Source organism: uncultured Kocuria sp., from assembly GCF_947500125.1.
Classification (GTDB): Bacteria; Actinomycetota; Actinomycetes; order Actinomycetales; family Micrococcaceae; genus Kocuria.
Genome location: NZ_CANMRA010000005.1, coordinates 48724 through 63199, shown reverse-complemented (window position 1 = coordinate 63199; position 14476 = coordinate 48724). Strand labels below are relative to the sequence as shown.

Sequence of the window (14476 nt, the reverse complement as noted above, 5' to 3'; positions counted from 1 at the left end):
CCAGCGCCCGCGGGGCGGAGCGGACCGGACAGCCGGTCCGCTCCGCCCGGCGGGCGCCGCCGCATCCTGGGAGCGCGCTGTGGAACACTGGGCGCATGGCCAAGAAATCCAGCAGCTCGGAGCTCATGCAGACCGTCGACCAGGTCACCGAGGAAGCCATCAACGTGGGCTACCGCCTCGAGCAGCGGCTCCACCGGTTCCGGCAGCGGCGCGCCGAGGCCCGCGGCGACATCCCGGTCATGGTGGCCTTCGCGGGCTACGGCTCCGAACACCACGTGCGCGTGCTGGGCCGGGCCCTGCTGAAGACCCGGGGGCTCATCGAGTCCACCGACGAGAGCGTGGAGTCCATCCGCGGCTGGCGCTCGTTCACCTCGGTGCCCATCGCCTTCGCCCACGTCAACGTCTGGATCGACGAGTTCGAGTTCCACCTCGTGGCCGACAAGGGCGGCGTCGTCGACGTCGACCTGCAGGTGTCCCTGACCCCGGGGGAGCACACCGTGTGGATGCAGACGGAGGGCTCCGAGACCGTCGAGTCGAGCGTGTTCGTCGTGGCGGACGAGCAGCGGATCGGCGTGGTCTCCGACGTCGACGACACCGTCATGGTCACGGCGCTGCCGCGTCCCCTGCTGGCCGCCTGGAACTCCTTCGTGCTCAACGAGCACGCGCGCACGCCCACCCCCGGGATGGCGGTCATGATGGACCGGCTGCTGCACCGCCACCACGAGGCGCCGTTCCTCTACCTCTCCACGGGCGCCTGGAACGTGGCACCCACCCTGCGCCGCTTCCTCACGCGCAACGCCTACCCGGCCGGGGCCCTCCTGCTCACGGACTGGGGTCCCACCACGGACCGGTGGTTCCGGGCCGGGGCCGCGCACAAGGTCCAGAACCTCGAACGGCTGGCCCGGAACTTCCCCCACGTGCGGTGGATCCTCATCGGCGACGACGGCCAGCACGACCCCGAGATCTACAGCGGCTTCGTCAACCGCTATCCCGAGCACGTGGCCGCCATCGTGATCCGCAACCTGTCCCCGGCCGAGTCCCTGCTGGCCGGCACGCCCCTGGTCAACGAGGAGCGGCGGGTGACCATCCCCGAGGGCACGCTGTGGATCGAGGGCAACGACGGCGCCTCGATCTCCCGGCAGCTCGCGGAGCACGGACTGCTCTGACCGGTGGCGGGTCCGGGCGATCCTGACCCCACCGCCTGGACGGTGCCCGTCCCCGCGGCCTGTGGTGTCCGAGCCGGACCCTGTTGCCGGCACGGGTCCCTGCCCCGCGGTCTGTGGCGTCCGAGCCGGGCCCTACCCTGGAGCCATGACCAGCACCCGCAGCACCCTCACCGCCTCCGCACCCGCACCGGCAGACGCCTCCGCGGAATACCCGGCCGTCGACGCCGCCGTCGACCGCGCCCGGGCGGCCTTCGTCCCCGATCTCGACCTCGGGACGCGGCTTGACCGGCTGCACCGGCTCGAAGACCTCGTGCGGGAGAACCGGACGGAGCTCGAGCAGGCCCTGGCCGCCGACCTCGGCAAGCCCCCGGCGGAGGCGTGGCTGACCGAGCTCGGCTTCACCCTCGAGGAGATCGCCGGGATCCGCAAGGAGCTCGGCCGGTGGATGACCCCGGTCCGGGTCCCCGTCCCGCTGAGCCTGGCTCCGGCCCGCTCCCGCGTGGAGCACCAGCCGCTCGGGACCGTGCTCGTGATGGCCCCGTGGAACTACCCCGTCCAGCTCGTCCTGAGCCCGCTGGCGGGAGCGCTCGCCGCCGGCAACACCGTCGTCGTCAAGCCCTCCGAGGTCTCCGCGACCGTCTCCGGGGTGCTGGCCGAACTGCTCGAGCGCTACCTGGGGGACTGCGTGAGCGTGGTCGAGGGCGGCGTGCCGGAGACTACGCGGCTGCTCGAGCACCGCTTCGACCACGTCTTCTACACGGGCAACGGGACGGTCGCCCGGGTCGTGATGGCCGCCGCCGCCCGGCACCTGACCCCGGTGACCCTCGAGCTGGGCGGGAAGTCCCCGGTCTGGGTGGACGGCTCGACCGATCTGCGCACCGCCGCGCGGCGCATCGTGTGGGGGAAGTTCCTCAACGCGGGCCAGACATGCGTGGCCCCGGACCACGTGCTGGGCACCCCTGAGACGCTGGCGGCCCTCGAGCCGGAGCTCGTGCGCGCGGTGGAGGAGCACTACGGCGCGGACCCGTACGAGAGCGACTCCTACGGGCGGATCGTCACCGGCCGCCACCTCGACCGGCTGACCGGGCTCCTGGACCAGGTCCCCGCCGAGGACGTGGTCTGCGGAGGGACGGCCGAGCCGGGGGAGCGGTACCTCGCGCCCACGGTGGTGCGCTCCGCCCCGGACGGCCCGCTCATGGCCGAGGAGCTCTTCGGACCCGTCCTGCCGCTGGTGCCGGTGTCCTCCGCGGAGCACGCCGTCGAACTGATCACCGCCCGGGACAAGCCACTGGCCCTCTACGTGTTCACCGAGGAGCGGTCGGTCAAGGAGCTGTTCCGCCGGCGCACGTCCTCCGGCGGGCTGTCCTTCAACGCCCCGCTGCTGCACCTCACCAGCCCCGCGCTGCCGTTCGGCGGGGTGGGGGAGAGCGGCACCGGCGCCTACCACGGGAAGTTCTCGTTCACCACGTTCTCCCACGCGCGCGCGGTCCTCGACAAGCCGCTCGCCCCCGACACCCTGCGGGTCGCCTACCCGCCCTACCGGGGCCTGCGCGCCCGGCTCGCCGCCGCGGCGGTCGGGCTGCGCCGGCCCCGCCGCCGGACCCGACACGCCGTGTCCGAAAATTAATCCTGTCCACCGGCCGGACGTCCCGCGGTGCGCACAGCCTGTGCACAACGGGACCCCGGCGGCGGAAATCCGCGACCCCCTGCGGAGGCCCCCTGTGGATGGACGAGGGCCTTCCTGGGGATAGCGAGAAAGGAGCTGTGGACAACCCTCACCACTGCATCTAGGGGTCGCTTCCCCTTCCTGCCACTAGATGTAGTATTGAAATCAGCCACCCGGAGAGACCCCTTCACCGCCGCAGAGTCTGCGGAAGTCCCGGATCTCCCCCGAAAACCACCCGACCGACCAAGGGGAAACAGCGATGTCCGTGACCGTGTACAGCAAGCCGTCCTGCGTCCAGTGCAATGCCACCTACCGGGCTCTGACCAAGAAGGGCATCGAGTACAACGTCGTCGACGTCACCGAGGACGAGGCCGCCCTGGCCCACGTCCTGGCCCTCGGCTACCAGCAGGTCCCGGTCGTCGAGACGGCGACCGAGCACTGGTCCGGGTACCGTCCGGACAAGATCACCTCCCTGGCCGTCCTCCTCACGGCCTGAGGCCGGCGCGCCGCCCGCTTCCCCGCGGCGCCCGACCACCCACCTTCGACCCCATCCCGGAGCGCGGAAGCAATGAGCACGCACCACCCCGGCACCCGTCCCGGGACCGCTCAGCAGGACCACGGCGACACCGCCGCGGCACCGGACAGCCACGCCCCACTGGTGGTCTACTTCTCCTCGGTCTCCAACAACACGCACCGCTTCGTCGAGAAGCTCGACGCCCGCGTGCTGCGCCTTCCTCTTCTGACCGGGGAGGAGCCCCCCGAGATCACCGAGCCCTTCGTGCTGGTCGCCCCGACGTACGGGCGGCCCAACGGCAGCGGGGCCGTCCCGCCGCAGGTCGTGAAGTTCCTCAACAAGGAGACCAACCGGCGGTTCCTGCGCGGCGTCATCGGCGCGGGCAACACCAACTTCGGGCCGGCGTTCTGCCTGGCCGCGGACAAGATCGCGGCCAAGTGTGACGTCCCCGTTCTCTACAAGTTCGAGCTCATGGGCACCCCCGAGGACGTCCACGAGGTCAATCAAGGATTGGAACAGTTTTGGCGACAATTTCCGCAGCTCCGGGCGTGAGCGTCGAGCCCGGCCACGAGGACACGCGCGTCCCGGAGAAGTACCGGGGCCTGGGCTACCACGAGCTCAACGCCCTGCTGAACCTCTACGACGCCGACGGTCACATCCAGTTCGACGCCGACCGCCAGGCCGCGCGGCAGTACTTCCTGCAGCACGTGAACAACAACACGGTCTTCTTCCACGACCTCGAGGAGAAGCTCGACTACCTGGTCTCGCACCAGTACTACGAGCCCGAGGTCCTGGCGAAGTACAGCATGGAGTTCATCAAGGAGCTCTCCAAGCTGGCCTACTCCCGGAAGTTCCGCTTCGAGACCTTCCTGGGCGCGTTCAAGTTCTACACGTCCTACACGCTGAAGACCTTCGACGGCCAGCGCTACCTCGAGCGCTTCGAGGACCGCGTGGTCATGGTCTCCCTCTACCTCGCCGACGGCGACGAGCTGCTCGCCACGCAGCTGGTCGAGGAGATCATCGCCGGACGCTTCCAGCCGGCGACCCCGACGTTCCTCAACGCGGGCAAGCAGCAGCGCGGCGAGCTCGTCTCCTGCTTCCTGCTCCGCATCGAGGACAACATGGAGTCCATCGGGCGGTCGATCAACTCCGCCCTGCAGCTGTCCAAGCGCGGCGGCGGCGTGGCGTTCGCGCTGACCAACGTCCGTGAGGCCGGGGCGCCGATCAAGAAGATCGAGAACCAGTCCTCGGGCATCATCCCCATCATGAAGCTGCTGGAGGACTCGTTCTCCTACGCCAACCAGCTGGGCGCCCGCCAGGGCGCGGGCGCGGTGTACCTGCACGCCCACCACCCGGACATCTACAGCTTCCTCGACACCAAGCGGGAGAACGCGGACGAGAAGATCCGGATCAAGACCCTCTCCCTGGGCGTGGTCATCCCGGACATCACGTTCGAGCTGGCCAAGAAGAACCAGGACATGTACCTGTTCTCCCCGTACGACGTGGAGCGGGTCTACGGGATGCCGTTCTCGGACGTCAACGTGTCCGAGAAGTACCACGAGATGGTCGCGGACGGCCGGATCACCAAGAAGAAGATCAACGCCCGCGAGTTCTTCCAGACCCTCGCCGAGGTGCAGTTCGAGTCCGGCTACCCGTACGTCATGTTCGAGGACACGGTGAACCGGGCCAACCCGATCGACGGCAAGATCATCATGTCCAACCTGTGCTCCGAGATCCTCCAGGTCTCCGAGCCGTCCACGTACCACGAGGACCTGAACTACGACGAGGTCGGCAAGGACATCTCCTGCAACCTCGGCTCCCTCAACATCGCGCTGACCATGGAGTCCCCGGACTTCGGGCAGTCGGTGGAGACCGCGATCCGGGGACTCACCGCGGTGTCGGACATGTCCGACATCACCTCGGTGCCCTCGATCGAGCGCGGCAACCAGATGTCCCACGCGGTGGGCCTCGGGCAGATGAACCTGCACGGCTACCTCGCCAAGGAGCACATCCACTACGGCTCCGAGGAAGGCCTCGACTTCACGAACATCTACTTCTACACGGTCACGTACCACGCGGTCCGCGCGTCGAACGAGATCGCGAAGGAGCGCAAGGCGGTGTTCGCCGGCTTCGAGCGGTCCCAGTACGCGTCGGGGGAGTACTTCACCAAGTACACCGACCGCGAGTGGACCCCGGCCACCGGGCGGGTGCGGCAGCTGTTCGCTGAGGCCGGCGTGCACATCCCCACCCGGGCGGACTGGGAGCAGCTCAAGGCCTCGGTCATGGAGCACGGGATGTACAACCAGAACCTGCAGGCCGTGCCGCCGACCGGGTCGATCTCCTACATCAACAACTCGACGTCCTCGATCCACCCGATCGCCTCGAAGATCGAGATCCGCAAGGAGGGCAAGCTGGGCCGCGTGTACTACCCGGCGCCCTTCATGAACAACGAGAACCTGGAGTACTTCCAGGACGCGTACGAGATCGGCTACGAGAAGATCATCGACACCTACGCCGCGGCCACCCAGCACGTGGACCAGGGCCTGTCGCTGACCCTGTTCTTCAAGGACACGGCCACCACCCGGGACATCAACCGTGCGCAGATCTACGCGTGGCGCAAGGGCATCAAGACGATGTACTACTCCCGCATCCGCCAGCTGGCGCTGGAGGGCACCGAGGTCGAGGGCTGCGTCTCCTGCATGCTCTGACCGCCGGCGCCCCGGCGACCACCTCCGAAACTCCCCGCGCGCGTCCGCAGGACGCGCGCGGGGGTCCACCCCGTTCAAGGAAGAGACAGATCATGACTCTGGAGAAGAGCGAGAGCATCGACAAGGTGCAGCTGCTCCACCACCAGGCCCAGGCCATCAACTGGAACCGGATCGAGGACCCGAAGGACGACGAGGTCTGGGACCGGCTGACCGCGAACTTCTGGCTGCCCGAGAAGGTGCCGATCTCCAACGACGTCCCCTCCTGGAAGACGCTCACCGCGGAGGAGCAGCAGCTCACCATGCGGGTGTTCACCGGTCTGACGCTGCTGGACACCATCCAGGGCACCGTGGGCGCCGTCTCCCTGATCCCGGACGCCGTCACCCTGCACGAGGAGGCTGTGTACACCAACATCGCGTTCATGGAGTCGGTGCACGCGAAGTCCTACTCGTCCATCTTCTCGACGCTGTCCTCCATGAAGGAGATCGACGACGTCTTCCGCTGGTCCCGGGAGAACCCGCACCTGCAGAAGAAGGCCGACATCATCATCAAGTACTACAAGGGCGACGACCCGCTGAAGAAGAAGGTGGCCTCGACCCTGCTCGAGTCCTTCCTCTTCTACTCGGGGTTCTACCTGCCCATGTACTGGTCCTCCCGGGCCAAGCTGACGAACACGGCCGACCTGATCCGACTGATCATCCGCGACGAGGCCGTGCACGGCTACTACATCGGCTACAAGTTCCAGCGGGCCCTGGCCCAGGAGTCCCAGGAGCGCCAGGACGAGCTGAAGCTCTACACCTACGAGCTGCTCGAGGAGCTCTACGAGAACGAGGTGCTCTACACCGAGTCCCTCTACGACGGTGTCGGGTGGACCGAGGACGTCAAGAAGTTCCTGCACTACAACGCCAACAAGGCCCTGAACAACCTGGGCTTCGAGGCGCTGTTCCCGAAGGACATGACGGACGTCTCCGCGGCCATCCTGTCCGCGCTGTCCCCGAACGCCGACGAGAACCACGACTTCTTCTCCGGCTCGGGCTCCTCGTACGTGATCGGCAAGGCCGTGAACACGGAGGACGAGGACTGGGACTTCTGATCCAGGCTCGAGCCCCGAGGGCGAGGACTGGGACTCCTGCCCCGTCCGAGTCCGAGGACCGGGAGCACTGATCCGGCCCTGAGCCCCGAGGACGACGACGACGGTCCGGCCCACCTTCCCGAGGTGGGCCGGACCGTCGTCGTCTCCGTGAGCTGGTGATCTCTCCCTCCATCGGACGGATACTCCGGACAGGAGTCCGTCCCTCCGTCAGCGCGTGAGGGGTTCGTCTACGGCGCCGGTTGCGAGACGTCCACTCCGGTGACGGGTTCTCCGGCCCGCTCGTAGACGAGTGAGACCGCTCCCTTCGGGAACGCCCGTGGCGGCTTCACCAGGGTGAAGGCGGCCGGGACGGTTCCGTGGCCGAAGATGCGCTTGCCCGACCCCAGAACCAGCGGATAGAGCATGAGGTTCAGCCGGTCGACGAGGTCCTCCCTCAGCAGGGTCGTCACCAGGTCGCCGCTGCCGACGACGTGGACCTCGTGGAACCGGTCCTTGAGCGCTCGCCCCTCGGCCGCGACATCCGTCAGCACCGTGGTTCCCTCCCACGACGGGTCGGTCAGGGTGCGGGACACGACGAACTTCGGCACCGCATTGAACTTCACGGCGATCGGGTCGTCGCCGCCGTGCGCCGGCCAGTAGCCGGCGAAGATGTCGTACGTCCTGCGACCGAGCAGCAGCGCGTCCAGGTGCTCGATCTCCGAGCCGATCGTCTCCCCCGATTCGTCGTCGAAGTACGCCCCCTGCCAGCCGCCGAGCCCGAAACCGCCCGCACGGTCCTCGTCGGGACCGCCCGGCGCCTGGTAGACGCCGTCAAGGGTGAGAAAGAGGTCGACCTGGATGATTCCCATGGCATGGTCCTTCGGCGTGCTGCTGCGACATCCGTGGTGCACCATCTTTTCGCCACGGGGTGCGGGCGTCAATCACTCTCGTCCGGAGGACGGGACGCCCTCACCGTCCCGTCGCGATGTCCCGCCCCACACGGGCCGCCGGCGGTGTCGATCGAGGCCCCGCCTCAGAAGGGCGGAGGGTCGTCGGCAGTTCGCGACGATGGTGGGCCGCCGGTTGCGACGCCGAGAGTGGGAGGCCGCGGGCGGCCGAGAGCGGCGCACCCGCCACCGACGTGCTCGGGCACGGGCCGGTGCACGAGCCCGCCCGGTGAGGTCCACTCCAGCACCGCGGCGTCGTCGATCGGGGTGCCGGCCGTCCCGTCTCCCGGATCGGCCGTGATCCGCCGCACCGACCAGCGTCCGAGGTGCCCGTCACGGTGCTTGACCCGGTGATGGTGCCGGCACAGTGCGGCCAGGTTGTGCTCGGCCGTCGGGCCGCCGTCGGCCCAGGCGACCGTGTGATCGAGATCGCAGCTCTCGGCCCGGCGCCGGCATCCCGGGAAGCGGCAGGTGCCGTCGCGCAGCTCGACCAGGCGACGCAGCTCCCGGGGCACGGCGTAGACGGTGCGGTCGTGGTCGAGGACCACCCCCGTCACGGGGTGGGTCAGCACCCGGTGCCAGGTCCCGGCGCCGGCGGCCAGCTGCCGGGCTACCTCAGTGCTGATCGGGCCGAAGCCGGACAGCATCGGGGTGCCGCACGCCGCCGCGTCCGCCTCGGCGCCTCCGCCGACGAGCAGCGCCACCGGCACCGTCACGCTCACCCGTGCCCGGACGCCGCGCGAGAAGCGCGGCTCGTCCGGCAGGACGCCGTCCAGCAGGAGATCCGCCAGCACATCGGCACGCAGCTCGCCGGCCGAGCGCGGCTCGGACTCCTCGGGGCTTTCCGTCCCTGGCCGGAAGGCCGGTCCGTGACGGTCGGGCGCCGGCACGTGCTCTCCCAGCAGGGCGATTAGCTCCTCGAGCCTGGCGTGCACGGCGACCGCCACGTGCGCGTCCAGCAGCGCGTGGAGATAGGCCGTCCCGTCGGCGGCCGGCTCCACCCACACCGCACGGTTCTTCCGGGCCGTGCGCCGGCTGCGCTCCTCGGCGTCGGCCACGAGCACGGCCCGCCGGGCGCGAGCCATCGCGCGCAGCTGCGCGGCCGTGGCGTGCGGTGCCCGTTCCAGCAGCTCGGTGATCAGGCGGCAGACGGCATCGACGGGCGGCGGGACGCACTCCCATGAGGTCCAGGTGGGCGCCTGCGCGATGAGCTCACGCCACTGCTCCACCATCACCGTGGCCTGGGCCGCACCGATCCGGCCGTCCTCCAGGGCCGCCAGGACCTCGGGCAGCATCTCGGCCAGGACAACAGCGTCCTCCACCCGCCGCCGGGCCGTGCCGGACGGCAGCCTCAGCGCCGGTCCCACCTCGGCCGCGACGTCCACGAGCAGCTGGTGCTCCGCCTCCGCCAGTGGGCTCAACGGGTCCGGGCGGACGGACCCACGGGCGGTCATCTCGACCTCGGCCTGCGCCATCGCCTCGAAACGGGCCGCCGTACGAGCCGCCTGCGCCGCGAGCCACAGCCGGTGGATGCACCGCATCTGTGCGCCCACCGCCCGAGCCTCCGCGGCGGCGGCGTCCGCGAGCTCGACGGCGGCGGCCCGTACCACCGCACCCCGCGCTCCGGGCTCCGCCGGTACCGGGAGCACGCGCCGGTCCGGGAATCCCTCGTGGGTCACCGGAGGTCGGAGCTGCCGCTGCGCCGTCGCCGTCATGACCTCATTCTCCGCGGCACCTCTGACGCCATAAGGGGAGCCGGGCGGCCGCGAGTCTGCTCGGCCCCCGGCGGCCGGGATCGACCGCCGGGGCCGGTTCCCCGGCCGATCGACGGCCGGGATCGACGGTCGCGAGCTCGGCCGGGTGACCGGCCAGGACCGGCCAGGTCGTTGCAGACCGGTTCCTCGACGCCTGCACCTGCCGGAACTCCGGCCGATCACGGCTGTGTTCCGTTGTCCGCCCGGAGCCGTTAGCCTGTCCGCGCCCGTCACTAGACTGAGCCGCATGAACGAGCAGGAACCGGGTCTGTCCCGGGCCGCTGCGGCTCCCGTCGGCCGTGCGGCACTTCCCGCGGACGCGACCGGCACGCCCGCTCCGATCGACGACGGCGAGGCCCCGGGCCTGGTCGATCCGGACGCCGTCGACACCTCTTTGCGCAGCCCGGCGCAGCGGTCCCGCACCTTCGCCGGGATCCTGGTGAACACCGCGCTCGCCAACATCACGACCAGCTACCTCTGGTTCGCCCTCACGTTCTGGGTGTACCTGGAGACCCGCAACGTGATCGCCACCGGGGTGGTCGGCGGCGCCTACATGCTGCTCATCGCGCTCTCCAGCATCAGCTTCGGCACCTTCGTGGACCGCTACCGCAAACTCGCCGTGATGCGCTTCGCGGCGGCCTTCACCCTGGTGATGTTCGTGCTGGCCGGAATCCTGTTCTCCCTCGCCCCGGGGGCTTCGATGGCGGATCTGACCCGGCCGTGGATCTGGGTCTTCGCCCTGGTCGTGCTCATCGGGGCGGTGGTGGAGAACATGCGCAACATCGCCCTGTCCACCACGGTCACGATCCTCATCGAGCCGGACCGGCGCGCCAACGCCAACGGGCTGGTGGGCATGGTGCAGGGCCTGATGTTCATCGTGACCTCGGTGCTCTCCGGGCTGTCGGTCGGGCTGCTGGGCATGGGCTGGACGGTCGTGGTCGCCGTGGCGCTCACGGCCGTGGCCTTCGCGCACCTGTTGACGCTGCGCATGCCCGAGGAGGTGCGCGCCGCATCCACGGACGCCCACGGCAGCTTCGACCTCCGGGGGGCGTTCGCCGCCGTGCTGGCCGTGTCCGGGCTGTTCGCGCTGATCCTGTTCTCGACGTTCAACAACTTCATCGGCGGCGTCTACATGGCACTGATGGACCCGTACGGTCTGGAGATGTTCCCCGTGGAGATCTGGGGCGCCGTCTTCGCGCTCGGCGCCACCGGCTTCATCGTGGGCGGGGCGCTGATCGGCAAGTTCGGGCTGGGGTCCAATCCGCTGCGCACCATGCTGTTCGCGGTGATGGCGATGGGAGTGCTCGGAGCGGTGTTCACCGTGCGGGAGTGGGCGTGGCTCTACGTCCTGGGCATCTGGCTCTACATGGTGCTCTTCCCCTTCGTGGAGGCGGCCGAACAGACGATCATCCAGCGGGTCGTGCCGCTGGAGCGACAGGGCCGTGTCTTCGGCTTCGCCATGGCGTTCGAGTCCGCGGCGGCGCCGGTCACCGCGTTCCTCATCGCACCGATCGCCCAGTTCTGGATCATCCCGTACGCGCGGTCCGCGGACGGTGCCGCCCAGCTGGCCCCGCTGCTGGGCGAAGGCACTTCCCGCGGCATCGCCCTGGTGTTCCTGGTGGCCGGGGTCGTCATGATCGCGGCCGCGCTGCTGGCCTTCCTGACCCCGGTCTACCGCCGGGTCTCGGCGTCGTACGCCCAGGTTGCCGCAGGGGCCGGCGGGGCCGCGGAGGGCGTCAGAGATCCGGGGAACGCCGGGGACGGCGCTCGGGCGCCCTCGACCTGAGGGTGACGGCAGCCTGCCCTGAGGACGACGGCAGGAGCGGTGGCCGGCCCGCGAGCTCGGCGGGGTCGGCGGAGCTGAGGATGCATCAGCGGTGTTCGGCGATGTAGGCGCTGAAGTCCCATGGTGGGCGGTGGGCCGAGCCGTCGAGGAACTTCTCGGCGGCCTTGCGTCCGTTCTGATAGAGGAAGTCCCGGTCGTCGTCGGTGAGGTTGAAGTCGGTGGCGCGGATGGCGCCGGTGTCGACGAAGACGGTGCGGGCCTGGGCGTCGGGGGACTCGATGTGCATCTGGTCGTAGAACCCGGTCATGGTCTTGAGCATGGCCCGGCTCATGCTCACCGGGCCCTTGATCGGGTACTTGGTGCCCTGGACCGCGTCCGGGTGCGCGGAGAGCTTGATGCCCAGGGTGGGCCAGCGCGGGGCGGTTCCGGACGGGGCGTCGAAGACGCTGATGGGATAGTTCGAGAGCATCCCGCCGTCGACCAGCCACGCCTTCCGGCCGTCCGCGGTGTCCCAGCGGACGGGACGGTAGAAGAAGGGGATGGACATCGAGGCCCGGACCGCCTCGACCACGTGCTGAGCGCCCCGATCGCGGCCGAAGTCGTCGTAGTCCCAGGGCAGGTAGCGCAGCCGACCCCTGCTGATGTCCGAGGCGGTGACCACCAGACGGAAGGCCCGCTCCGGGGCGGGGGGCCGTTCGTCGTCGGTGTAGGGCAGGTCGGCGAAGGTCCGCACCCCGTACTCGTCGAGCTGGGACTGCAGCCAGGAGCGAAGGTGTTCGCCGAGGTAGATGCCGTTGCGGGCCAGGATCCCGGCGGCTTTGCCCGCGGTGTATCGGGTCAGCCGGGAGCCGTCGCGGAAGTCCGGGTACTGGACGGAGCCGATGATGTCCACCAGCTTCGTCGCCGGGGCGCCGGCGGCGACCAGGGCTCCGACGATGGCTCCGGCGGAGGTGCCGGCCACCCGTTTGAAGCGGTAGCCGCGCTCCTCGAGGACCTCGATGGCCCCGACCAGGGCGATGCCCTTGACGCCCCCGCCCTCCAGCACCAGGTCGGCGAACTGTTCCATGCTGCCCACGCCCCTCAGGCATGTCGGATTGCTGAGACCAGTACAGCAAATGATCCGCGGACACGGAATGGTTGTCCGGTGTCGGTTCTGGTGTGACGGGAAGGCGATGGCACAAGAAACACCTGTAAAGACAGCACTTTCCCCGGTATTTCCGTCAGCACACCAAAAGCCGGTCTGACGTGGGCAGGAACACGGGCGCAGAAACTCTTCATCTGGGCGTCACATGGTCACAGCCGTGCCACGGGCAGGACCCCTTTCTTGGCAGTGCGACTCGCCCGTGGTTATGTCGATGAATATCACTCCGGCGGTGTTCACCGCACGCCACGAAGAAGGACTGCTGGGGTCCTCCTGCAGTCCCGCACGGGCAGCGCGGGACTCGGGATCACATGACAGGTGTTTGTCAGGAGCCGAGAATGTCCGATTCCTCCGTCCGTCCCTACTGCGCTGTCAAGCCACGCATCGTGCGTCCCCTCCCGGAGGGGCTGGTGAACGTCAGGCAGCGACTCGTATGGCTGATGGCTCAGAAATGGGTCAATGGCACCGTGCTCCACTACGCGTTCCGGGACGGCCCCGAGCCCCAGTGCCAGGCTGTGCGGAGCGCCTTCCAGGAGTGGAAGGACCTGGGGATCGGCCTCGAGTTCCGGGAGGTGGACGAGCCGGGGGAGGCGGAGGTCAGGATCTCCTTCGACCAGGCCGACGGGTCGTGGTCGTACGTGGGCAGGGACGTCCTGACCATCGGCACCCAGAACGCGACGATGAACTTCGGCTGGGACCTGACCGACGAGTACGGACGCACGACGGCGTTGCACGAGATCGGCCACACGATGGGTCTGCCCCACGAGCACCAGAACCCGTTCGCCGGAATCGTGTGGGACGAGACCAGGGTCTACGAGTTCTTCGCCGGGGCGCCGAACCACTGGCCTCCGGAGACGACGCATCACAACGTCCTCCGCAAACTGGGAGATGACGAGGTGGAGGGCTCGACCTGGGATCCCGACTCGGTCATGCAGTACTCCTTCCCCGAGGGACTCATCAAGGAGCCCGCCCGGTACCAGCCGGGGATCAGCCCACCGGGCGGCCTGTCGGCCAAGGACCAGGAGTGGGTGCGGAAGTTCTATCCGGTCCTGCCGGACGCGCTCCCGGCCCTCGAACCCTTCCGGTCCACACCCCTGACCCTGGCCCCGGGGCAGCAGGCGGACTTCGCGATCACCCCCGACGCGTCCCGGAAGTACCAGGTCGCCACCTTCGGGGCGGCCGACACCACTTTGGTGCTCTTCGAAGAGGTCGACGGAGAACTGCGCTTCCTCGCCGGCGACGACGACAGCGGGGAGGACCGCAACTCCAGCCTGTCGGCCAAGCTCTTCCGGGGGAGGCGGTACGTCGTCCGCGTCAGGCTCGCTTGGGCGGGCCGGTCCGGGGACACCGCCATCATGTGCTGGTAGCCCGGGGTGCTCCGGTCGGGCCCCTGCGCCTCGGCCCGTGGCCAGCAGCCCCGAAGCGGCTGACTCCCGCTCGTTGGCGCGATTCGCCGTGGCGGTTCACCACCGCGCACCTCACCGACCGCCGGCAGCAGGACGGGGACAGCACCTCGATCGGCGGGTCGCTCGATCCACCACGGTGCGGGCTCGGACAGGTGCGTTGCGGGAGTCTTCTCGCGAACGGTGCCGGCGAGCCCGGACCGCCCCGGAACGCAAGGTCCGCGACGAGCGGCCCGGGGATCCTTGACGGCCCCCGGACCGGCCACAACACTGTGAGGGGTGGACGCACAGCTGGATTCCCAGCAGCTCCCTGGGAGCACC

General features: G+C 69.3%; 11 protein-coding genes. 8 read left to right on the top strand and 3 right to left on the bottom strand.

What is annotated here, in order from left to right:
* Nucleotides 1–95: 95 nt before the first annotated feature.
* The 6 genes from Q0817_RS04935 (at nt 96) to nrdF (ending at nt 7145) form a co-directional block, all read left to right on the top strand.
* Nucleotides 96–1166 (top strand): App1 family protein, encoded by a 1071-nt coding sequence (locus tag Q0817_RS04935; RefSeq protein ID WP_298585043.1) that lies wholly within the window; start codon nt 96–98, stop codon nt 1164–1166.
* 145 nt (nt 1167–1311) lie between these two features.
* A complete protein-coding gene (locus Q0817_RS04930; RefSeq protein WP_298585042.1) occupies nt 1312–2793 on the top strand; it encodes an aldehyde dehydrogenase family protein in 1482 nt (493 codons plus the stop codon).
* 298 nt (nt 2794–3091) lie between these two features.
* Nucleotides 3092–3328, top strand: coding sequence for a glutaredoxin-like protein NrdH (gene nrdH / locus Q0817_RS04925; protein ID WP_298585041.1), 237 nt, complete (start codon nt 3092–3094; stop codon nt 3326–3328).
* 72 nt (nt 3329–3400) lie between these two features.
* Complete coding sequence (gene nrdI, locus Q0817_RS04920; RefSeq protein ID WP_298585040.1) at nt 3401–3898, top strand: class Ib ribonucleoside-diphosphate reductase assembly flavoprotein NrdI; 498 nt, start codon at nt 3401–3403, stop codon at nt 3896–3898.
* On the top strand, nt 3895–6054 hold the full coding sequence (nrdE, locus tag Q0817_RS04915; RefSeq protein ID WP_298585039.1) for a class 1b ribonucleoside-diphosphate reductase subunit alpha: 2160 nt from the start codon (nt 3895–3897) through the stop codon (nt 6052–6054). The genes nrdI and nrdE overlap by 4 nt, the downstream gene beginning before the upstream one ends.
* 92 nt (nt 6055–6146) lie before the next feature.
* Nucleotides 6147–7145 (top strand): class 1b ribonucleoside-diphosphate reductase subunit beta, encoded by a 999-nt coding sequence (gene nrdF, locus Q0817_RS04910; protein WP_298585038.1) that lies wholly within the window; start codon nt 6147–6149, stop codon nt 7143–7145.
* Nucleotides 7146–7372: 227 nt separating this feature from the next.
* Here the strand turns inward: nrdF and Q0817_RS04905 are convergent, their stop codons facing one another.
* Both Q0817_RS04905 and Q0817_RS04900 read right to left on the bottom strand, forming a co-directional pair.
* Nucleotides 7373–7993 carry a dihydrofolate reductase family protein gene (locus Q0817_RS04905; protein WP_298585037.1) on the bottom strand — a complete coding sequence of 207 codons (621 nt, stop codon included), beginning with the start codon at nt 7991–7993 and terminating at the stop codon, nt 7373–7375.
* 164 nt (nt 7994–8157) lie between these two features.
* Nucleotides 8158–9786, bottom strand: a complete 1629-nt coding sequence (locus Q0817_RS04900; RefSeq protein ID WP_298585036.1) for an HNH endonuclease signature motif containing protein — start codon at nt 9784–9786, stop codon at nt 8158–8160.
* Between the two features lie 286 nt (nt 9787–10072).
* Here Q0817_RS04900 and Q0817_RS04895 point away from each other — a divergent pair, with 286 nt between their 5' ends.
* Nucleotides 10073–11611, top strand: coding sequence for an MFS transporter (locus tag Q0817_RS04895; RefSeq protein ID WP_298585035.1), 1539 nt, complete (start codon nt 10073–10075; stop codon nt 11609–11611).
* A gap of 85 nt (nt 11612–11696) precedes the next feature.
* Here the strand turns inward: Q0817_RS04895 and Q0817_RS04890 are convergent, their stop codons facing one another.
* A complete protein-coding gene (locus tag Q0817_RS04890; protein ID WP_298585034.1) occupies nt 11697–12677 on the bottom strand; it encodes a patatin-like phospholipase family protein in 981 nt (326 codons plus the stop codon).
* Nucleotides 12678–13192: 515 nt separating this feature from the next.
* On the opposite strand from Q0817_RS04890, the gene Q0817_RS04885 reads away from it, so the two are divergent.
* A complete protein-coding gene (locus Q0817_RS04885; RefSeq protein ID WP_298585033.1) occupies nt 13193–14119 on the top strand; it encodes a M12 family metallopeptidase in 927 nt (308 codons plus the stop codon).
* Nucleotides 14120–14476: the final 357 nt, after the last annotated feature.